Genomic DNA, 19,169 nt, shown 5'->3' with positions numbered 1-19,169 from the left:
GAAACAGCCCGGGGACCCTCTATTTTTTCCCGTCCTTCAGCGCCAGGAAGGGCAGCAGGGCGCAGTCATGGCGCGAGCGATGACGGGCCAAGGGGGCGAAGGGGGCCCAGCGGGACGTAGGGTCTTCGTTGCCGGCCAGGATGGCGCGCAAGGCGGTTTCCTCGGCCAGCAGGTCGGCAAGGCTGCGTCCCGGGGCGGCTTCGGCCAGGGTAGCGGCGGCGGCCTGACAGATCATGCAGCCCTTGACCTCATGACCCAGGGCATGGACATGGTCGCCTTCCATCCGCACATCCAGCGTGACGCGATCCCCGCAGAAGGGATTGTCGGCGCTGTAGCTGGCATCCCTCGGTTCGAGCCGCTGCGGCTTTGCTCCCAGGGCCGCCAAGCGCTTGATCTCGGCGTGGTAGACCTCCTCGCTCATTTCTCGCTCCTCGAAAGATCCAGTTCCGCGAGGGCCTCGGGCGAGTCCACGTCGCGCAGGACGGCGTCGTCTTCCATGACCACTTCGCAGACGGTTTCAGTATAGGCGGCGATCAGGCCGCGCGCGCCGACATCTCCTTCCAGCCGGGACATTTCCTCGAAGAATACGCGGTCCAGCAAGACGGGATTGCCGCGCTTGCCGCGATGGACGGGAATGCAGATGCCGCGCGCCTCGTCGGGGTCGAAAGCGGCGATCAGGCGGTCGAGATGGTCGGGGCGGAGCAACGGCATGTCGCCCAGGCAGATCAGGGCGCCATCCACGTCGGCGGGCATGGCGGCCAGGCCGCAGCGCAGGGACGAGGCCATGCCGGTGGAGAAATGGCGGTTGTAGACGAAGGTGACGTCCAGCCCTTCCAGGGCTTCGCGCACCTCTTCGCTTTGATGGCCGGTCACCACGACCACCGGCCAGGCCTTCGAGCCCAGGGCGGCCTCTGCCACATGGCGCAGCATCGGCCGTCCGTCCACCAGGGTCAGCAGCTTGTTGACGCTGCCCATGCGCCGGGATTGACCGGCCGCCAGGATGACGGCGCCGATCCGCGCTTCATGGGGCAGGCCCTCCAGGGGCGGGCTGGCGCTGCCCTGGGGCGCGGGGCAGGCGGAAATGTCCTTCAGCAGGCCGCCCGCGCCCATGGTCATGATGTCGCGCGGGGTGATGTCGATCCCGGCGGACAGGCGCTGGAGCACCCAATCCAGGCCGTTGAGCTTGGCCGAGCGGCCGCAGCCCGGCATGTCCACTACCGGGATCGAACCGATCCTGGCCAGCAGCAGCAGGTTGCCGGGGTCCACGGGCATGCCGAAATGCACGATCTCGCCGCCCGCACGGGTGATGCCGCTGGGCACCACGTCGCGCCGGTCCACGGTGGCGGAGGCGCCGGAGATCAGCACCATGCGGCAGCCGGTGGCCAGGGCCTTGGTGATGGCGCGTTCGACCGCTCCCTCGTCATGGGGCACGCGCTGCTCGCTGGTGATGCTGCTGCCCAGGGCCTCGACCCGGGCGCGCATGGTCTGGGCGGTGGCGTCGAGGATACGCGGGCGGGTCCCGGGAAGCTCGGTCAGGATCAGCGCGACCTGCATGGGCTGGAACTCGGCCACGCGCAGCAGCGGTCCGCCCGCACCCATCAGTGCCTGGCAGGTTTCCAGCAGCGAGCGGCGCACGGCGAAGGGAATGATCTTGACCGTCGCCACCACCTGGCGGGCGGCGACGATTTCATAGGGTGGCAGCGAGGCCACGGTGATCGCCTCGTCCACCAGGTTCAGGCGATCGAGCCGCTCGCGGTCGATGACGGCCAGCCCCGAAGTGGTGGCGACGATGTTGCAGCGTCCGGTGAAGGCGGCGCTGCGGGCGGTGCCGGGGCCCGCCAGCACCTCGGCCACGGCGCTGGCGGCTTCGTCCTCGGCCACATCCTCGGCCTCAAGGCGGATGCCCGTCACCGCATGCAGGCCCGATTGTTTCAAGGCGGCCACATCCTCGGCCGAAAGCAGGCGTCCCTTCTTCATCATGCGGTCGCCGACGCGAAGGGAATGAGCCAGGATCAGGCCTTCGGCATCGTCGAGATGAAAGGAATCAAAGATCAACGGGTGGCCTTTCCGTGTCTTGCCGCAATGATCTGGGCCAAGACGGAAACGGCGATCTCGGCCGGCGAGCGCGAGCCCAGGTCCAGGCCGGCCGGGCCGTGGATGCGGGCCAGTTGCTCGGGGCCGAAGCCCCGTTCCGTCAGCCGCTCCAGCCGCTGGGCATGGGTGCGGCGGCTGCCCAGGGCACCGATATAGAAGGCCGGACTGTTCAACGCCACTTCCAGGGCCGGATCGTCCAGCTTGGGGTCATGGGTCAGGGTCACCACGGCGCTGCGGCGATGCGGCGGCTGGGCGGCCAGGGCCTCGTCGGGCCAGGCGGTGACGATCTCCAGCCCCGGAAAGCGCTCGGGCGAGGCGAAGGCGCGGCGCGGGTCGATCAGGCGCACGGCTAACCCGCTCATGCTCGCCATGGGCAGCAGGTATTGCGAAATATGCACGGCGCCGACCACCACGATCTCGGCGGCGGGCGCATAGCTGCGGACGAAGATTTCCTCTTCGCCTTCGCCGAGGACGCCGCTCCGATCCTCGTCGAGCATGGTCCGGACCTGGGCGAGGCGGTCGGGGGGCAGGGTCAGGTCGCCGGCGCTGCCATGGTCGAAGATCAGGCCCTGCACGCCGTCGCCCAGCCGGGTCGCCAGGGCGACGGGCAGACCCTCGGCGCGGGCTTGGCGCAGCTTGTCGAGGAGTTTGCGCTGCATGTCAGTCGATCCGTTCGATCATGATGCGGATGGCGCCGCCGCAAGCCAGGCCGACGTCCCAGGCCTGCTGGTCCGAGACGCCGAAATCGAGGACGCGGGGTTTGCCGTCGGCGATGACTTCCAGCGCCTCGCGCACCACCGCTCCTTCGACGCAGCCGCCCGAGACCGAGCCCAGGAAGGTGGTGTCGTCGGCGACCACCAGATGGCTGCCCGCAGGGCGGGGCGACGAGCCCCAGGTCTTGATCACCGTTGCCAGGGCGACGCCCCGGCCCTGGTCGCGCCATTGGGCTGCGGTGTCGAGCAGGTCATTGTCAATGCGCTCGTTCTGCGTCATTTGCGGATCCACTTGCCACTGGCGTCCATGACGTAGCTGCCGGCCGGGGCGTTCTGGATCAGCCTGTCGCCGGTGATGGCCTGGACCTGCGCAGCCGGCACACCCTGCTTCGCGGCGATGTCGCGGTAGCGTTCCAGGCGTTGGGAATTGACCTGTTCCACCAGGCTGCGGAGTTGGGGGGTGGATTGGCCGACGATGCCGACCATGCCGTCCGGGCGTTCGCCCACCAGGCCCTGCGCCTTGGCGGTGGACAGGTCGAGGGCATGGGCGGCGGACGGCAGGCCCGCGAGCGACAGGACGGCCAGCAAGGCGATGGCCAGCATTTTCAATTTGGAGCCTGACATAGCGGCCTCCCTTAGAAGAGGTCAGGATTATTGCGGATCAGGTCGTCGACCTCGCGTTCGACGCGGACCCGGATTTCCTGCTCGATTTTCACGTTCAGATTAATGACGATGGGCTTGTCCGGCGGCTCGATCTTCACCGTCGGCTGGCATGCCCCCAACAGCAGGGCCAGCCCGACAAGACCCAAGGCCGGGGCGGCCCATCCTCTATGAAAAAAATAACCCTGCACGGCGCGCATCCTTCGCTTAAGGCGCAATGCCGAAATCCGACATGCGCTCCTGTATTCTATCCGGAATTCGGTATCCCGTCAGTGCTTCGCCTAAAATTGTGTCAAGTTTACCGCTGACATTGAGATTGAACTCGACCGGATAGCCCCCGAACAAGTCGGGATTCGCCCCGGCGAGATGCAGGGTCGCCAGCATCTCCTCGCCGGCCCGGCCGTTCAGCGTCATGTACAGGTCGCGGTAGTGGAAATTGTCCAGGGCCTGCAGCATCAGATCGACCGAACCGCCTCCGGCGGCCAGTCCGGGCGGGGGTTCGCTGGGGCGATAGCGCAGGATGCCCGGCCCGTTGGAGCGCAGGATCCCGTCCGAGATGATCACCTGGGCGTCCTGGATGGCGACGGGAATGCTGCCGGTCAGGGTTCCGGTGGCGGTCAGCCCCTCCATCTCGATCATCTCGGCCAGCCGGGCGAGGTCTAGGCCGCTGACATCCAGCGTCACTCCATGAGTCCGGGCGGCGGGGTCGAACAGGGTCTCGCCGATGGACACGCTGCCTCCGGCGAGGTTCAGGCGGGCTTGATGGATCAGCCAGTTCCCGTTCTCGACGCGGAACAGGATTTCTCCCTCGGTCAGGGGCAGGCCCGCTTCGACGAGGGCCACCGCCGCGGCCTGATCGGGCAGGGTGGAGAGCGGCGCCAGGTTGTTGAAGGTGATGACGCTGTTGAGCAGATGCACCGGCACGCCGCCCAACTGGCCGGAGAGGTCGCGCAGCAGCAGGTCGACGCGCGGACGGAGCGTCCCGCCCTGCCAGGTCATGGCGCCCTTGGCCGAAAGGCTGCCGGTGGTTTCGCGCAGATGGTCGGCCAGGATGGGGAAGAAGCGGCCGGGCTGGTTGCCGGGGCCCAGGTCCAGCGGCGGCATGGTGATGTCGGCGCGGCCCTGGTTGGTGGCGGTGTCGTGCCAGCCCTTCACATTCAGGGCCAGCGGCCCGTTCGCGGCGCGGCCTTCGAAGGCGAGACGCTGGCCGTCGGGGCGCATGGTGCCATGCACGGCAAGCGGCGCCAGGGGGGCGGGCTCCTGGGTCAGGCGCAGGGCGGCGACGGCGAAATCGGCATGGTCCAGGGCGGGCATGTGCAGGGTGATTCCGGCAAGCTCGACATTCTGCTCGGGCAGGGCGAGGCGCGCATCGGCCATGCGCAATTCCTGGGTCAGGCGATCCTGCCCCGGCTCCCACTCCGCCCGCAGATGCAGCCGCCCGGTATTGCCCTGAAGGGGCCGTTCCACGCCGCCGAGATAGCGCCCTTGCAGATCGGCGGGATCGGCATCGATATCGGAAGACAGCACCACGCCCCCACCGGCGACATAGCTGACCTCGATCAGCGGCCGGGGCGAAGGGCGCAGCCTCAGGTCGATGCGGCTGGCGGCGCGGAAGATCTCGGGGATCAGCAGGTTCGACGTCCGCAGCAGGCCCGGCTGGTCGAGGACCATCTGCAGGCTGAAGCCGTCCAGCCGCAGGCGGCCCGGGGCCTGCAATTCCATGGCGCGGGCGGACAGACGGGGCGAAGCGACATTGAGGGCGGTCACGGTGAGGGTGGCCGCGCCTTCGGCGACGGGGGGAGAACCGGCGAAACCGCGCAGGGCAAGGGTGGCGTCGACCTGGGCCTCGGGCAGGGGCAGGTTCAGCAGTGCCAGATCGCCGTCCAGCGACAGGATGCGCCGGGGGATCAGGTCGTCCAGGACCTCCGCCGCGCCCGACAGGTCGGCGACGAGGCGCGTCTGGTTGATCCGTCCCCGGATCTGGCCGCTGCCTTCCACATGCCACCAGTTTTCCTGAGGACGGGCGGTGAGGGCGACGCCGCTGATCGTCACCTCGGCGTCACCCGCCAAGCCCTCGTGCAGAGTCTCCGGCAGACGGGCCAGCAGGATGTCGGGAATGTCGGACAAGGCGATACGCAGCGCCTCCGGCGCCGTCAGGTGCCAGGCTCCGTCGCCATGCTCGGCCAGCAGGTCGAGGGCGAGGGTGGGACCGTTGACGGTCAGCCTTCCCCAGCCTTCGCCATTCTCCAGCGATGCCTGCGCCTGGAGCAGGGTCGGGGTCTTGGCCGCCAGCGACGTCTCGCGCAGCAGGTCGGTCAGGATGGCCTCGGCCTCGACGCTGATGGCCCCATCCAGGCTGCCACGGGCGGCGAAGGGCAGGTGGCGTTCGCCCAGCGGGGTATCGAGTTGCAGGACGGCGTCTTCAAGGATGATCTGTCCGACCTGCCAGCCGCCTCCTTCCTCCTCCTCCTCCGTTTCGTCCTGGCGCAGGGCATCGAGGGGGCCGAAGGACAGGCCGTTCCCGTCGAGGCGCGCCTGAAGACGCAGCCCTGCCGCGCGGATGGCGGCCAGACGCTGCCGCCGCAGGTCTTCCAGCGACCAGGACAGATGCAGGCTGTTCAGGTGGACTTGGCCATCCCCCACGCTGATATCGGTGACATGGGCGCCGCCCAGGCCGATCCCGGCGACGGTCAGGCCGTCCGGCTCCAACCCCCGCTCGCGCAGCTGATGCAACACGATTTGTTCGGCGATGCGCGGCAGGAAGAGCCAGGTTCCACCCGCTACCAGCAACAGCAGCAGGAGCAGCGCCAGCAGGGCCGGGAACCAGCGGCGCCGGGGGCGGGGAACCTCGCGGGGCTGGTCGGGCTCTGTCATCGGGGAAAACATCCCTGTGGAGAGAGGAGACGGGGCGCCTTTCGGGAGGGGTGTTTCCCCAGCCGAGGTAGAAGGTGGCCTGCTCGCTTCCTCCGGTCAAGACCGGGCGCGTCCGGGTGACCCGAAGGGAGGTGCCGTAAGGGGCGTAGCGTCCGGAGGCCGGCACGATTATGTTTAGGGAGAATAGCGCGACCGACCCGGAGAAGCATTGCATGGCCGCAGCCGCCGTGGAGTCCGTCTTCGACGTGGCATACTGGTTCATCGACCGTGCCCTTGAAGACAATGAATATCTGCAGCCCCAGAAGATGCAGCGTCTGCTGTATCTGGCCCAGGCTTATTTCGCCGTGGCCCATCACGGCCGTCCCTTGATGCCGGCGACCTTCGTCGCGCTGGAGGTCGGCCCGGTCGAACCCAATGTATACAGGGCCTTCGAACTGGGGCGTCCGCCCATGGAGGTCCGCCCCATGGCCGAGAATGTGCGTCATTTCCTCGACAGCATCTGGCGGCGTTTCGGATCCCATTCCGCCGATCACCTGACGCGGGTACTGTGCAATCATCCGCCTTTCGCCACCGCCTTCGCCAAGGGACCGCGAAGCGAGATCCCGCTGGCCTCGCTGGCACAGTTCTATGGCGCTCCCCAGCTCGCCAAGAGCCAGGCCGCACCGCCCTTGAAGCAGGTGCTGCGCCCGCGCGTCATGCGTTCGCAATCGGGCAAGCCGGTCAATGTCCATGCCTGGGTACCGAGCAAGACGGTCGTGAAGAAATAGTCTTCCTTCCTTACCGTGACCGCCGCTGCATCTGGCGGCGCATCTCGGCGCAGGCGTCGATATCGCGGTGGCGCGGCGTGAACCACAGCAGGTCGAAAGGCAGGCTGCCGTCCCACCGCGCCGCATAGGCCGCCGGGTCCTCGGTTTCTTGGCCGATCTCGACGAAGGCCAGGCTCAGCACCCCGGCCCGCGGGGCGATGGCGCGCAGATGCATGGGCACGCCGCGATCCTGGCGGACATGGCCGTTGCCGGCGATCAGGGCGGCGCCATCGGTCGCCGGGGCCGCGGCGCCTTCGAGCATCGACCAGGCCATGGTGGCGTCGCGGGCGCGCTGGACCTCGACCATCGGGGCGATGGCGTGGTCCGGCATCATATGGCAATGGCTGACCGCGATCTCCTCCGCCATGGCCTCGGCGATCGGGGCGGGCAGGGGAGCGTCGAGGCCCAGGCGTTCGGGCGGCGGCGCGCCTTCGCGGACCATTGCCCTGATTCGCTCGTTGGACAGATTGGCGGTCAGAATCGGCAGTCCGGCATCCAGGGCCGCCTGGGCGATGGGGCGGTAATGCTCCCAATCGGGCCAGCCCGACCGCTCCCACTCCACCGCCGGTCCCAGACCCTCGGCATCCCGGGGAGAGCGGCTGAGATGGTGCTGAATGGCCGGGGCCTGATCCTCGCGGAACATCTCGAAGGCCACGGCCGGACGCCGGTCGCGGCGGATCAGCTGCTCCACCAGCCAGGCCTGGAGGCGATGATGGTCTGGATTGCCGTGGCTTTCCCCCAGTAGGACGAAACGGGCACCCGCCATCTGGTCGAGAGCCGTTTGCACGTCGAGGAAGCGTCCCGTCGAAGGCTGCCAGATCCGTCCGACCAGCGGCGCTTCCTGCCCCAGGCTGCTCTGCCAGGGCGGGACGGGCGGCTCGGCGGCGAAGGCGCGGGGCAGAAGCAGCGTCAGGACGGCGATCAGCCACAGGAGCGGGCGAAAGGGGACCGGGGACATGGACTCTCTCAGCCTGGGAGTAAAAACCATCATATCATTGTGGAATTTGGGGCGAAGAAAAGGGAAAATCCAGCGAACCATGTCAGAGGGGATGCCGTTTCGGGGGGCTTTTTGCGTCAATTCGGGGAAAATCTGTTAAAGTCCCCCTCGGAAAGGTCGGAGGAGAACGGATGATACGCTGGCTTGCGACCGCACTTTGCTGTCTGCTGGGGGGGCTGGGCACGGCCCAGGCCAAGGAGCCGATCGTCATCAGGTTCAGCCATGTGGTCGCGCCGGACACGCCCAAGGGCAAGGCGGCCGAAAAGTTCAAGATGCTGGCCGAGCAGCGCACCGACGGCCGTGTGGTGGTGCAGATCTATCCGAACAGCCTGCTCTACGGCGACAAGGAAGAGCTGGAGGCGCTGCAACTGGGCGCGGTGCAGATGCTGGCGCCGTCCCTCGCCAAGTTCGGAACGCTGGGCGTGCGGGAATTCGAGGTCTTCGACCTCCCCTATATCTTCCCTTCGCGCGAGGTGCTGCACCGCATCACCAACGGCCCCATCGGCGCCGCTTTGCTGAGCAAGCTGGAGTCGCGCGGGATCGTAGGGCTGGCCTTCTGGGATAACGGCTTCAAGCTGATGAGCGCCAACCGCCCGCTGCGCAAGCTGGAGGATTTCCAGGGCCTGAAGATGCGCATCCAGTCCTCGGTGGTGCTGGATGCCCAGATGCGGGCGCTGGGCGCGCTGCCTCAGGAATTGTCCTTCTCCACCGTCTATCAGGCCTTGCAGGCCGGTATTGTCGACGGCACGGAGAATCCGCCCTCGAATATGTATACGCAGAGAATGCACGAGGTGCAGCGGCACGCCACGCTGTCGAACCATGGCTATCTCGGCTATGCGGTGATCGTGAACAAGGCCTTTTGGAATGGCCTGCCCAGCGATATCCGCTATCAGCTGGACAAGGCCATGGCCGAGGCGACCCTTTATGCCAATGAGATCGCGGAGCGCGAAAACCAGGAAGCCCTGGAACAGATCCGGGCCGCCGGCACGACCATCATCCACGAACCGACCGAGGAAGAACGCCAAGCCTGGCGCAAGGTGCTGCTGCCGATCCACCGCGAGATGGAGAACCGGGTCGGCAAGGATCTGATCGACGCCATCTACCGGGAAGCCGAGGCCGTCCAGAGCCAGGAGTCGTGAACAGCGACGCTGCGTGACGCGGGCTTGCCGCGTCATCCGCACTGGCCGTGCCGGAGCGGAAGAAGACCGGGATCAGATTTTGCCTGAAAGGCTGCTGCCGTTCAGGAAGATATCCACGGCATCATCGACCAGCCGGTCGATTTCCTCTTCCTCGGGTGGCGGGCGCACGCCCAGGATCAGCGCCAGATGCACCTGCCCGGCCAGCATGTGAAGGAACATGCCTGCCGCCTGACGCGGCGGCAGGGGTTTCATCAGGCCGGCCTCCTGGGCGGCGCTGACATGCTTGGCCACGGCCTGATAGATCAGTTCCGGACCGGCTTCGAAATAATGCTTGGCCAGGTCGGGGAAACGTTCGGCTTCGTGGATCACCAGGCGGTGCAGGCCCAAGAGGTCGGGCAGGATCAGGCTGTGCAGGAAGTTCCGCCCCAACTGGCGCAGGGCCTCGCGCGGGGAGACACCTTCCGAGGGGATGGTGACCGCTTCCCGGATCATGCGGCATTGATGCTCGATGATCTCGGCGAACAGCCCTTCCTTGCCGCCGAAATAGGTGTAAAGGGTGGTCTTCGATCCCCCCGCTTCCTGGATCACATCATCGATCGTGACGCGGTCGTAGCCTTTTTCCAGAAAAAGGCGGGTGGCCTTTTCCCGCAGTCTTGCACGTTTTTCTTGTGACACAATTGCCCTCCCTCTGGCTAAGGGTAACTTGTGTCCATCGCCGGTGCAATGGGACGCTCGGCTATCTGCTGTCCGGCCGCACCCGCGGATGCGGCCGGGGCGGAAGGCCTATTTCGGGGGCTCCTCCGGATCGTTCTGCGTCAGCATCTCGTCATGCTCGGCCATGTTCCAGGGCAGGCTGGCCGGAGAGATGTGGAGGAAGTGCAGGTATTTCTCGAGCTGGTCGAGGATGTCGCGGATGACCTCCTGCTCGTCATAGCCATAGATGTCGTAGGACTGGCCGCCACGGCTCAGGAACACCTCGGCCCGGTAGTAATGCTCGTCCCCCTCGTCGTCGCGGTCCATTTCCGGATAGGCGAAGCTGGGCAGGGGGTAGGCGCGGCTGCGGATTTCATAGAGGAAATCCAGCTGGTCGGGTTTCAGCACCTCCAGATAGGCGCGGCCGGATTCCTCGTCGAAAGACACTTCGGTCGGCCAGTCCTGCTTCTTCAATTCCAGCTGCAGCTTGTGCATCGCCTGCATCACGGTGGTGGCGATGAAACGGTCCACCTCTTCCTTGGTGGGGAATTCCACCAGGCCCGCCAGGCGCTTCTTCCACAGCGAGGCGGTGACCCGTTGGGCGCTCTGCATATAGGCCTTCAGGCTGGTCTCGCGGTGGCCCTCGATGATCAGGGCGCGCCACATGCCGATGGCGGAGAGCAGCATGATGATGGCGAAGGGCAGGGCGCTGACGATGGTCATCGTCTGGAGCGCGTTCAGCCCGCCCGCCAGCAGCAGCGTCGCCGCCACCACGCCTTCGATGACCGCCCAGAACAGGCGTTGCCAGGCCGGCGTCTTGGTGGCCCCGCCCGAAGCCAGGGAATCGATGACCAGCGAACCGGAATCCGAGGAGGTGACGAAGAAGGTGACGATCAGGATGATGGTGAGGAACGAGATGATGGGAGTCAGGGGCAGCAGTTCATAGAGCTTGAACAGGGCGATGGCGTGGTCGGTCTGCACATCGGTGATCAGGCTGGTATAGCCCTCGACCATGATCAGGTGCAGCGCCGTGTTGCCGAAGATCGAGAACCACAGGAAGGTGAAGATCGTCGGTACGAACATCACCCCGAAGACGAATTGGCGGATGGTCCGTCCCCGGCTGATCTTGGCAATGAACAGCCCGACGAAGGGGGCCCAGGCGATGGTCCAGCCGAAGATGAACAGCGTCCAGTTGCCGATCCAGTCGCTGCGGCTATAGGCCTGGAGGTTGAAGGTGCGCTCGATGATGTTGTTCAGGTAGCTGCCGGTATTCTGCAGGAAGGTTTCCAGGATGATGATCGTCGGGCCGACCAGGAAGACGAACAGCATCAGCCCCACTGCCAGGACCATGTTGACGAGGGACAGGCGCTTGACGCCCTTGTCCAGGCCGGCCACGACGGAGATGGTGGCAAAAGCGGTGATGACGGCGATGGCGGTGATCTGGACGTTGATGCTGATGGGGATGGCCGGCCATAGATAGTTCAGCCCGGCATTGATCTGGGCGACCGACAAACCTAGCGTGGTGGCGATGCCGAAAAGCGTGCCGAGGATCGCGAAGACGTCCACCGCATGGCCGATCGGGCCGTGGATGCGTTCGCCGATGATGGGATAAAGGGCCGACCGCATGGATAGCGGCAGGCCGTGGCGGAAGGCGAAATAGGCAAGAACCAGCCCGACCAGCCCATAGATCGCCCAAATATGGAAACCCCAATGGAAGAAGGCGATCTGCATCGCCTGTCTTGCGGAATCCACCGTCTGCGCGCTGCCGTAAGGCGGCTCGGCGTAATGCAGGACCGGCTCGGCCACGCCGAAGAACAGCAGGGCGATCCCATATCCGGCGGAAAAGAGCATGGCGAACCAAGCGGGGAAACTGTATTGCGGTTCGGCATGGTCAGGCCCCAGCTTGATCTGTCCCCATTTCGTGAAGGAGATGGAGACGATGAAGACCAGGAAAATCGCCACCGCCAGCATATAGAACCAGCCGAAGCTTCGGGTGACGTAGCTCAGCGTGGCGGAAAAGGCTTCTCCTGCCATTTCGGGATTGCTGATGGTGCCGATGATCAGCAGAAAAGTCACGGCAATGGCAGGAATGAAAACCGGCGCGAGAAGGGTCGATCGAACGATCTTGTTTTCCGGCGACATGATTTTTCTTCCGATTTCACCTTATGAGGAAGTGATGCCCTCTTTCCGGTAGAAACTTCCGTGGATTACTTTCCGTAATAAGTTTTGTTTTGTGAATTTATGCTTGCGTGATTTCTGAACTTTGGGTGCGCGCGCCCCTCCTTCAACAGGGGCGTCCTCGGCCCCGGTGGGGGAAGAGGCTTCTTGCAGGCAAGGAAAAGGCCCGCAGGTATACCTGCGGGCCTTTTAGGGGGATGGCGCTACCACAGGATCTGGGCGTAGCGCTCTTCGTTTTCTGTCATGAAACGAAAGCGATGGGCCGCTTCGTTCCAGTCGGTCCAGTCGTGGCGAGCCGCAACGGCCATGCCTTCGGTGGTGTCCAGCAAACCAGGCCGTTGATGCCTGCGGTCGCAATGCACGGGGTAGACATGACCGCATCGCGCTTCGAGGACCGCAAAATGGTTCAGGCCGTCGCTGATCAGGCGGTAAGGCCTTTCCTCCTGGATGATGGTGATGTCCATGGCAGTCTCCCTTCGCCTTGGGGACCATTTCAAGACGTAAGGGTCTCTCCCGCCAATTCGATGCCCTGCCGCCTGTTCATAGGGATTACCCCGTCAGGCGCGGGAAAAGGGCGATTGCGTCTTCCTCAATTGCTCAGCGACAGGATTTGCGCCAATTCAACGGCCGAGCGGACTTCCATCTTGCTGAACAGGTTGGCGCGATGGACTTCCACCGTGCGCATGGACACGCCCAGTTCCTCGGCGATCTGCTTGTTGAGCTTCCCGGCCAGGATGAAGTCCATCACTTCCCGTTCGCGGGCCGACAGCTTCGCCAGCCGGGCGGCGAGGGTGGAGCGCACGTCCTCGCGCGAACGCTGCTCGGCCTCGAGATTGATGGCGGCGATGACGCGGTCCACGAGGTCGTTGTTGTTGAAGGGCTTTTCGACGAAATCGTAGGCCCCTTGCTTCAGCGAACTGACGGCGATGGAAATGTCGCCATGGCCGGTCAGGAAGATCACCGGCAGGCGGTTGCCCAATTCGCGCAGGCGGTCGAACAATTCCAGGCCGCTCATCCCCTCCATGCGCAGGTCGAGCAGCAGGCAGCCGATCTTGCCGGGCTCCCAAGCGGCAAGGAAGTCCTCGGCCGAGGCATATTCCTCCGCCGCGACATTGCGCGACTGCATCAGCCAGACGAGGGCGTCGCGGGTGGCTTCGTCGTCATCGACGATATGAACGGGGCCAAGGGTCATGGGCGTATCGTGGGCAAGGTGAACAGGAAGGTGCTGCCGCCTTCGGGATTCTGTTGAACCCACAGGCGGCCGCGATGGCTTTCGATGATGGAACGGCAGATGTTCAAACCCATTCCCATACCTTCTTCCTTGGTGGTGTAGAAGGGTTCGAAGATATGTTCCGTCGCCGCCGGGTCGATGCCGCAGCCGCGATCGGACACCGAGACGACGATCGCGGCCTTCTCGGCATAGGCCGAAATCCTGAGCACCCGCTTGTCCCGGTCGGTCGCGGTCATGGCATCCATGCCGTTACGGGCCAGATTGGCGATGGTCTGGCCGATCAGCACGCTGTCGGCTTCCACTTCCGGCAGGGTGGCGGGCCAGTTGCGTTCCAGGCGCACGCCCCGTTTCTTGGCCTCGGGCTGGAACAGTTCCGCCCAGTCCTCCAGCACGGCGGCGATATTGCAGGGGCCGAGCTTCGGCTCGCTCTTGCGGACGAAATTGTAGACGCGGCGGATGGTCTCGCCGGCACGCTGGGCCTGGCGGTTGAGCTTTTCCAGGACGGCGAGATGCTGAGCGGTGTTGCGGTCACCTTCCTCCAGCCGGTTGACCAGGCCGGTGGCATAGGAGGCGATGGCCGAAAGCGGCTGGTTGAGTTCGTGGGCGATGGCCGAGGCCATTTCCCCCATCACCACCAGACGCGCCGTATGCTGTAATTTCTCGCGGTGCAGCCGTGCCATTTCCTCGGCTTGGCGACGGTCGCTGATATCGAGGACCGAGCCCATCCACCCGGCTTGGCGGCCATCGGCGCCGATCAGCGGGGCTTCATAGACCAGGGCCTCGAAATGGGTGCCGTCGCGGCGCTGGAAACGGATCTCGAATCCGCCCGCTGGTGCTTTGCCGGAGAGGATGGCGGCATGGAGCTGCAGGGTCCGTTCCATCTCTTCCGGCGCCCAATAGGGCATGGGCGGGGCGCAGCCGACCAGTTCTTCTTCCGTCCAGCCGACCATCCGGCAGAAAGCGGGATTCACATAGGTGATGCGGCCGTTCATGTCGCGCGCGCGCATGCCGACCATCAGGGAATCCTCCATCGCCTTGCGGAAGGCGTGTTCCGCGCGCAAGGCCTGCTCCGCCTGCAGGCGTCGGCTGATCTGGCGGCGGGCGCTCCACAGGCTGAAGATGGCGGTCAGCACCACGGCGGCGATGGCGACGATCAGCAGGTTACGGGCGAGGGTGGTCTCGGTGTGGTAGACCGTGGCGATCAGCGCCATGCCGTTGCCCGGCGGGTCGAGGGTGATGGTATGGCTGGTGCCGCCTCCCAGGGCGGGCACCTGCGAGCGGGCGGTCAGGATGTTGCCCTGGCCGTCGATGAGTTCGGCGTGGTAGCGTTCCGCGAACCACCAGGGCAGGCTTTCCTTCAGCAGGGCGGGCAGCGAAATGACGGCCACCAGCATGCCGTCGAAGCGGTCACCGTGGAAGATCGGCTGGTGGATTTCCAGGCGGCTGTCCCCGGCAGGGCTTTTGACCGGCCCCGAATACCTGCGGTTGCCGAGCGCGCGGGCCAGCAGGAAGGTTTCCTCTGACGGGGTGAGGGAGCCTTCCACCGGCGGCACCGCCAGCTTCACCTGGGCATTGCTGTCGAGCCAGATCACCCGTTCAACTTCCGGCCGGTTCGCCACCAGGTGGTGGGCCTGGATGATGGATGTGGCCGTGACCTCGCGGTCGAAGCCGGATTGAAAGGAAAGCTGCTGCAGGCGCTCTTCCACGGCGGTCAGCTGAAGATGCAGGTGCTGCTCGGCCCACAGCATGCTCTTGATCAGCGAATGGCGCTCGGCGGTGACTTCACGGCTGTGAATCAGGGTCAGCAACCCGCCCAGGAACAAGGTGATCAGCGCGATGGCGGCGATCGACATCACCAGCGAATCGCGGTGCCAGTTCCGGCGCATGGTCTTGAACAGGGCCCGGATCGGAAAGCGCGGGAGATAAAGCCTGGGCTGGCTGACTGACATGCATAGGGTCCTGAACGGGGCGGAATTACTCGCTTCTCTTAGCATTCCGCAATGGAATTTACGCTACCTATCCAACCGGCAGGACGGAATCTGCGGGAATCCACAAGTAGCCAACTTCCCCCCAAATAAGCTTTTGTCCCGGAGAGTAAACTTTTGGAACAGAGCTGGGCGCAAGGTGAATAACTCCGCCACACCGCTGCATCCGCCTGTTCTTTGGTAACGCGGATCAGGAGACGGCTGCAATCAATATTGCAGAACTTTTTGCAGTGCAGCAAGAGGGGAAGGCCGAAGTTCCCGAAGACAGGGAAAAGCCATGGAAGAGATGGCCCGGGCAATGGATTTCTTGTTGATGGCCCGGCGGTTCTTGTTGAAGGCAGCGCGTCGACCGATCTAGGGACTTAAGGCACCTGATGTAAAAAAGAGGGTGTCGCTCCGGCAGGGGACAGTCCCCCTGCCGTTAGTTGGGAGGGATAGAAGAATGATTACCAAGTGCTACAAGCTTGCCGCTGGCGTTGCCGTGGCTACGGCCCTGCTGGTGGGTGGTCCGGCTTCGGCCCAGGATCGTACGGGTTGGCCCTCTTCCATCAAGATCGGCACCGCCTCGCAGGGTGGCACCTACTTCATCTACGGCGCCGGCTGGGGCAACCTGGTCCAGGAAAGCCTGAAGGTCACCGCCACCCCGGAAGTGACCGGCGGCCCGGTGCAGAACATGGCGATGGTCCATTCGGGCGATCTGCAGTTCGGCATGGTGACCATGGGTCCGGCCTATGAAGGCTGGGTCGGCGAAAGCGAACTGGCGCCGGGCATGAAGATGGACAACGTCCGTGCCATGTTCCCCATGTACGAGACGCCCTTCCACATGATCGCGCTGGCCCGCAGCAACATCACCAAGGTCGCGGACCTGAACGGCAAGACCGTGGGCGTCAGCCCGCGCGGCGGCACGGCGGGCACCTATTTCCCGCGCTTCTTCCAGGATCTCGGCATCAATGTCCGGGCCCAGTACGGCGGCGCCAGCGACCAGGCCGGCCAGCTGCAGGACGGCCTGCTCGACACCTTCGCCTTTGCCGCCGGCGTGCCGATCTCGGCCTTCAGCCAGGTCGAAGCCCAGACTCCGGCCGTGGTCTTCGCCTTCAATGAAGAAGAAATCCAGACCCTGCTGAACAAGTATCCGTCGCTGAGCGAGTTCACCATCCCGGCCGGTACCTATCGCAGCGTCACCACCGACCTGCCGACCGTGTCCATGTGGAACTTCGCGATCGCCAACAAGGACGTTCCGGCCAGCATGGTCTACGAGATCATGAAGACGGTGCTCGACAACAACGATCGTATGGTCGAAATCCATCGTTCGGCGCTCGAAACCCTGCCTGAGAACATGGTCCACAACAAGTTCCTGCCGTTCCATGCCGGTGCGGTCCGTTACTTCCAGGAAAAGGGCATCGAGGTTCCGGCCGAACTGATCCCGGCTGAATACCAGGCCAACTAAAAAACAGCGGCGCTCCGGGTAACCGGGGCGCCGGCTTTTGATGGCGTGAAACCTGCGGCCGGCAGGTTTCACTTTCCTGCCATCCGCCTTCGGGCATCACCGGCCTTTTTGAACATGTTCATTGGAGTGACGGGCGGTCATGGCGAACCACGAGCCTGCGGTTCCGGGCGCGCGTATCATCGCGTCCGGGGTCGACGAAGAAGAAACGACGGGTAACCAGCGCGTGCTGGCGGGATGGCAACGGTATTTATTCTTCTGGCTCTGCGTGGGCTATACCGTCTTCCATCTGGCCGTGCTGAACGTTTTTCCGCTTGAAACCTGGGCTTTCCGCATCATCCACGTGGCGGGTGCGCTGGTCCTCGGTTTCGGCATGATCGCGGCCTGCACGCCGCGCCATGCGGAAGGCGGGGGCTTCAAATTCTCGGCGCAGACCCTGCCCATGGTGGCGGGATTGGGATTGGCCGTCTATGCCCTGGCGGCGGGTATCGCGCTGATGGTGCAGCGCCACCTGATGGGCGAGATGACGCAGCCGGCCTGGCTGCTCAGCAGCTTCTCGCAAGCCCTGCTGGCCTCGGTCGCCATCGGCATCCTCGGCTCCTGGATCTTCAAGCCGAAGGGCGGCGCCATCGGCTGGTATGACTGGGCGTTGGTTTTCGGCAGCATTTCCGTCTGCCTATACCTGCTGACCTATCTCAACCAGTTGCAGTTCCGCGCGGGCGTGATGCCGACTCCGGCCGATTACCTGACCGCCGTGGCCGGTGTGGCGCTGATCCTGGAACTGACGCGCCGCGTCGCGGGCCTGGCCCTGGTCATCATCGCCGCCATCTTCATTGCCTATTCCTTCCTTGGTCCGTGGCTGCCGGGCTTCCTGAGCCACAGCGGCTACAACTTCAACCGCTTCTTCACCTATCTCTACACCGATAACGGCATCCTCGGTCCGACGACCGCCGTGTCCTCGACCTATATCGTGCTGTTCATCGCCTTCGCCGCTTTCCTGCAGGCGTCCAAGGTCGGCGATTATTTCGTCAACTTCGCCTTCGCCGTTGCCGGACGCGCGCGCGGCGGTCCGGCCAAGGTGGCGGTCTTCGCCTCGGGCCTGATGGGCATGATCAACGGCACCTCGGCGGGCAACGTGGTGGCGACCGGTTCGCTGACCATTCCGCTGATGAAGCGCGTCGGCTACAAGGGCCGCAGTGCCGGCGCCATCGAAGCCGCCGCTTCGTCGGGCGGCCAGATCATGCCGCCGATCATGGGCGCCGGCGCCTTCATCATGGCCGAAGTCACCGGCATTCCCTATACCGATCTGATCGTGGCGGCGCTGATCCCGGCGGTGCTGTATTTCGTCTCGGTCTACTTCATGGTCGACCTGGAAGCCCGCCGGACCGGCATGCAGGGCCTGCCCGCCCACGAATTGCCGGTGATGAGCGAGATGCTGAAGCGCGTCTATCTGTTCATCCCGATCATCATCCTGGTCGGCTCGCTGTTCATGGGCTATTCGGTCATCCGCGCCGGTACGATGGGCCTGGTTTCCGCCCTGGTGGTGTCCTGGCTGACGCCGCACAAGATGGGCCTGAGATCCTGCATCACCGCCCTGGATTCGGCGGCCCGCATGTCGATCCAGCTGATCGCGGTCTGTGCCTGTGCCGGTATCATCGTCGGCGTCATCGGCCTGACCGGCGTCGGCCTGCGCTTCTCGGCGATGCTGCTGGCGGTGGCCGAGAACAGCCAGTTCCTGGCCATGTTCTTCGCCATGTGCATTTCGATCCTGCTGGGCATGGGCATGCCGACCACCGCGGCTTATGCCGTTGCCGCCGCCGTGGTGGCGCCCGGCCTGATCCAGCTCGGCATCAGCCCGCTGGTGGCGCATTTCTTCGTGTTCTACTACGCGGTGATCTCGGCCATCACGCCGCCCGTCGCGCTGGCCGCCTATGCCGGTGCCGCCGTGGCCGGTTCCGAGCCGATGCGGACCTCCGTCACCGCCTTCAAGATCGGTCTGGCCGCCTTCATCGTGCCGTTCATGTTCTTCTACAGCCCCGGCCTGCTGATGGTCGGCGACTGGGACGTGATCGCCCGGAACTTCGCCACCGCGTTGATCGGCGTCTACTTCCTGTCGGCCGCAGTGCAAGCTTGGTTCTTCGGCCCCTTGAACTGGGTGACCCGCATCATCGCCTTCGGCGTGGCGCTGTGCATGATCTCGGGGGCCTTCGTCACCGACCTGGTGGGCATCACCGCCGGTATCGCTCTCTTCTTCTGGCAGAGGAAGATGGTCGAGCCCAAGCCGGTGCCCCAGACCTGACCCTTTCCTGCGCCGGCAATGGCGTCATGGAGGACGAAAGGCCCGCTTCGGCGGGC

Annotated in this window: 17 protein-coding genes; 4 read left to right on the top strand and 13 right to left on the bottom strand. The window is 64.9% G+C overall.

The features are described 5' to 3' along the window. Positions 1-19: 19 nt before the first annotated feature. From EPD66_RS10580 to EPD66_RS10550, 7 genes are read right to left on the bottom strand one after another with little or no spacing between them, the layout of a single operon-like run. Positions 20-421, bottom strand: coding sequence for an iron-sulfur cluster assembly scaffold protein (locus EPD66_RS10580; protein WP_142848473.1), 402 nt, complete (start codon positions 419-421; stop codon positions 20-22). Next, the gene (locus EPD66_RS10575) at positions 418-2,055 is read right to left on the bottom strand and encodes an NTP transferase domain-containing protein (protein WP_255448445.1); all 1,638 of its coding nucleotides are present in this window, start codon (positions 2,053-2,055) and stop codon (positions 418-420) included. The genes EPD66_RS10580 and EPD66_RS10575 overlap by 4 nt, the downstream gene beginning before the upstream one ends. After that, on the bottom strand, positions 2,052-2,753 hold the full coding sequence (locus EPD66_RS10570; protein ID WP_142848472.1) for an XdhC family protein: 702 nt from the start codon (positions 2,751-2,753) through the stop codon (positions 2,052-2,054). The genes EPD66_RS10575 and EPD66_RS10570 overlap by 4 nt, the downstream gene beginning before the upstream one ends. A 1-nt stretch (position 2,754) precedes the next feature. Then, positions 2,755-3,087, bottom strand: a complete 333-nt coding sequence (locus EPD66_RS10565) for an XdhC family protein (RefSeq protein WP_142848471.1) — start codon at positions 3,085-3,087, stop codon at positions 2,755-2,757. Further along, a complete protein-coding gene (locus EPD66_RS10560) occupies positions 3,084-3,431 on the bottom strand; it encodes a YdbL family protein (RefSeq protein ID WP_255448444.1) in 348 nt (115 codons plus the stop codon). Before EPD66_RS10560 ends, EPD66_RS10565 begins: the two co-directional genes overlap by 4 nt. A gap of 11 nt (positions 3,432-3,442) precedes the next feature. Next, the gene (locus EPD66_RS10555) at positions 3,443-3,658 is read right to left on the bottom strand and encodes a YnbE family lipoprotein (RefSeq protein ID WP_255448443.1); all 216 of its coding nucleotides are present in this window, start codon (positions 3,656-3,658) and stop codon (positions 3,443-3,445) included. 16 nt (positions 3,659-3,674) lie between these two features. Next, complete coding sequence (locus EPD66_RS10550; RefSeq protein WP_142848469.1) at positions 3,675-6,341, bottom strand: YdbH domain-containing protein; 2,667 nt, start codon at positions 6,339-6,341, stop codon at positions 3,675-3,677. Positions 6,342-6,553: 212 nt separating this feature from the next. Here EPD66_RS10550 and EPD66_RS10545 point away from each other — a divergent pair, with 212 nt between their 5' ends. Continuing rightward, positions 6,554-7,108: a Panacea domain-containing protein gene (locus EPD66_RS10545; RefSeq protein WP_142848468.1), complete on the top strand. Its 555-nt coding sequence runs from the start codon at positions 6,554-6,556 to the stop codon at positions 7,106-7,108. A 10-nt stretch (positions 7,109-7,118) separates the two neighbouring features. Here EPD66_RS10545 and EPD66_RS10540 read toward each other — a convergent pair whose 3' ends face one another. Further along, the gene (locus EPD66_RS10540; protein ID WP_185961357.1) at positions 7,119-8,105 is read right to left on the bottom strand and encodes a ChaN family lipoprotein; all 987 of its coding nucleotides are present in this window, start codon (positions 8,103-8,105) and stop codon (positions 7,119-7,121) included. Positions 8,106-8,275: 170 nt separating this feature from the next. On the opposite strand from EPD66_RS10540, the gene EPD66_RS10535 reads away from it, so the two are divergent. Beyond that, positions 8,276-9,283 carry a TRAP transporter substrate-binding protein gene (locus tag EPD66_RS10535; protein WP_142848466.1) on the top strand — a complete coding sequence of 336 codons (1,008 nt, stop codon included), beginning with the start codon at positions 8,276-8,278 and terminating at the stop codon, positions 9,281-9,283. 72 nt (positions 9,284-9,355) lie between these two features. Here the strand turns inward: EPD66_RS10535 and EPD66_RS10530 are convergent, their stop codons facing one another. From EPD66_RS10530 to EPD66_RS10510, 5 genes are all read right to left on the bottom strand, one after another. Beyond that, positions 9,356-9,958, bottom strand: coding sequence for a TetR/AcrR family transcriptional regulator (locus EPD66_RS10530; protein ID WP_142848465.1), 603 nt, complete (start codon positions 9,956-9,958; stop codon positions 9,356-9,358). Positions 9,959-10,066: 108 nt separating this feature from the next. Continuing rightward, positions 10,067-12,118 (bottom strand): BCCT family transporter, encoded by a 2,052-nt coding sequence (locus EPD66_RS10525; protein ID WP_142848464.1) that lies wholly within the window; start codon positions 12,116-12,118, stop codon positions 10,067-10,069. Between the two features lie 239 nt (positions 12,119-12,357). After that, positions 12,358-12,618 (bottom strand): hypothetical protein, encoded by a 261-nt coding sequence (locus EPD66_RS10520; protein ID WP_142848463.1) that lies wholly within the window; start codon positions 12,616-12,618, stop codon positions 12,358-12,360. Between the two features lie 125 nt (positions 12,619-12,743). Continuing rightward, on the bottom strand, positions 12,744-13,346 hold the full coding sequence (locus tag EPD66_RS10515) for a response regulator transcription factor (protein WP_142848462.1): 603 nt from the start codon (positions 13,344-13,346) through the stop codon (positions 12,744-12,746). Beyond that, the gene (locus tag EPD66_RS10510) at positions 13,343-15,334 is read right to left on the bottom strand and encodes an ATP-binding protein (protein ID WP_255448442.1); all 1,992 of its coding nucleotides are present in this window, start codon (positions 15,332-15,334) and stop codon (positions 13,343-13,345) included. The genes EPD66_RS10515 and EPD66_RS10510 overlap by 4 nt, the downstream gene beginning before the upstream one ends. Before the next feature lie 478 nt (positions 15,335-15,812). On the opposite strand from EPD66_RS10510, the gene EPD66_RS10505 reads away from it, so the two are divergent. Continuing rightward, positions 15,813-16,817, top strand: coding sequence for a TAXI family TRAP transporter solute-binding subunit (locus tag EPD66_RS10505; RefSeq protein ID WP_142848461.1), 1,005 nt, complete (start codon positions 15,813-15,815; stop codon positions 16,815-16,817). A gap of 139 nt (positions 16,818-16,956) precedes the next feature. Beyond that, the gene (locus EPD66_RS10500; RefSeq protein ID WP_142848460.1) at positions 16,957-19,113 is read left to right on the top strand and encodes a TRAP transporter permease; all 2,157 of its coding nucleotides are present in this window, start codon (positions 16,957-16,959) and stop codon (positions 19,111-19,113) included. Positions 19,114-19,169: the final 56 nt, after the last annotated feature.

Origin of the sequence: Telmatospirillum sp. J64-1 (assembly GCF_006980715.1) — a bacterium.
GTDB classification, from domain to species: domain Bacteria; phylum Pseudomonadota; class Alphaproteobacteria; order Rhodospirillales; family Magnetospirillaceae; genus Oleiliquidispirillum; species Oleiliquidispirillum nitrogeniifigens.
Note: the sequence above shows the minus strand (reverse complement) of the source record. Positions and strands in the feature narration are given on the sequence as shown.

Bases quoted from the DNA above. Each gene is read 5' to 3' on its own strand.
- EPD66_RS10580 (WP_142848473.1), bottom strand. From the start codon at position 421: ATGAGCGAGGAGGTCTACCACGCCGAGATCAAGCGCTTGGCGGCCCTG.
- EPD66_RS10570 (WP_142848472.1), bottom strand. From the start codon at position 2,753: ATGCAGCGCAAACTCCTCGACAAGCTGCGCCAAGCCCGCGCCGAGGGT.
- EPD66_RS10565 (WP_142848471.1), bottom strand. From the start codon at position 3,087: ATGACGCAGAACGAGCGCATTGACAATGACCTGCTCGACACCGCAGCC.
- EPD66_RS10560 (WP_255448444.1), bottom strand. From the start codon at position 3,431: ATGTCAGGCTCCAAATTGAAAATGCTGGCCATCGCCTTGCTGGCCGTC.
- EPD66_RS10550 (WP_142848469.1), bottom strand. From the start codon at position 6,341: ATGACAGAGCCCGACCAGCCCCGCGAGGTTCCCCGCCCCCGGCGCCGC.
- EPD66_RS10545 (WP_142848468.1), top strand. From the start codon at position 6,554: ATGGCCGCAGCCGCCGTGGAGTCCGTCTTCGACGTGGCATACTGGTTC.
- EPD66_RS10540 (WP_185961357.1), bottom strand. From the start codon at position 8,105: ATGTCCCCGGTCCCCTTTCGCCCGCTCCTGTGGCTGATCGCCGTCCTG.
- EPD66_RS10535 (WP_142848466.1), top strand. From the start codon at position 8,276: ATGATACGCTGGCTTGCGACCGCACTTTGCTGTCTGCTGGGGGGGCTG.
- EPD66_RS10525 (WP_142848464.1), bottom strand. From the start codon at position 12,118: ATGTCGCCGGAAAACAAGATCGTTCGATCGACCCTTCTCGCGCCGGTT.
- EPD66_RS10520 (WP_142848463.1), bottom strand. From the start codon at position 12,618: ATGGACATCACCATCATCCAGGAGGAAAGGCCTTACCGCCTGATCAGC.
- EPD66_RS10515 (WP_142848462.1), bottom strand. From the start codon at position 13,346: ATGACCCTTGGCCCCGTTCATATCGTCGATGACGACGAAGCCACCCGC.
- EPD66_RS10510 (WP_255448442.1), bottom strand. From the start codon at position 15,334: ATGTCAGTCAGCCAGCCCAGGCTTTATCTCCCGCGCTTTCCGATCCGG.
- EPD66_RS10505 (WP_142848461.1), top strand. From the start codon at position 15,813: ATGATTACCAAGTGCTACAAGCTTGCCGCTGGCGTTGCCGTGGCTACG.
- EPD66_RS10500 (WP_142848460.1), top strand. From the start codon at position 16,957: ATGGCGAACCACGAGCCTGCGGTTCCGGGCGCGCGTATCATCGCGTCC.